Annotated in this window: 1 protein-coding gene; it reads left to right on the forward strand. The window is 47.5% G+C overall.

Features of this window, described 5'->3' with window-relative positions:
* Positions 1-763: IS630 family transposase (locus FH603_RS28320; RefSeq protein WP_186742779.1), on the forward strand; the 763-nt coding region annotated here is incomplete at its 5' end.
* Between the last annotated feature and the right edge of the window lie 7 nt (positions 764-770).

Genomic DNA, 770 nt, shown 5'->3' on the forward strand with positions numbered 1-770 from the left:
TAGTAGCCAATTGGCTACTGAGTTCGCCTCAATCACTCACATTCGCTACAGTCATTCTCATTGGTGCAGCCTACTACGAGACCGTGAAGGAATGTATTTCTATAAGCCTCGCCCTCGGGATTATCACCGGGCAGAAGAAGCCCCCGAGCAACTTCGGCAACGCATCAAAGCAACCGTCGACGCTATTCAAGCAATGGGTATTGACCCTGAGCGTGTTAAGTGGGGCTTTTCGGATGAAGTGGCTGCACAACGCCATGTCAATAATGCACGCTTCTGGGCTTTTGAACCCCACTTGTGCCGGGTCGTCAATACAGATCGGGGCAGTCAAAGTTTTTTTGGGTTCTACGGACTGAATGCCATTAGCCAGTTAGTTACGTTGGCCGATGGCAAAACAGAAGCGATCACGGAGGCCCTTTTATGGGTGAAATCTCAGCAAACAGACGGTGCTGCACTGATCATTTTCTGGGACAATGCGACTACCCATACAGCGTTGAACACATGGGGTTGGGAGCATCGTATTTTTTTCATTTACATTCCCGCCTACAGCCCCGATTTAAATCCCATCGAAAAGATCTGGAAGGGGGTCAAGCGTTGGATGACGGAACAGAGTATGCTCAAGAATATGGATGAGTTGGTGTCTGTTTTTCATGCTGGTTTTGATCAATTCAAGGATAAACTGTCGTTTATCAAAAGCTGGTGGGAGCAATATGGGGAGGAGTTTTCTGGCTATAGTCCTATGCCCGTTTCTAATACGTTGCAATAAAGTCTAT

The sequence above is a fragment of the Spirosoma utsteinense genome, assembly GCF_014282275.1.
In the GTDB taxonomy this organism is placed as follows: domain Bacteria; phylum Bacteroidota; class Bacteroidia; order Cytophagales; family Spirosomataceae; genus Spirosoma; species Spirosoma utsteinense.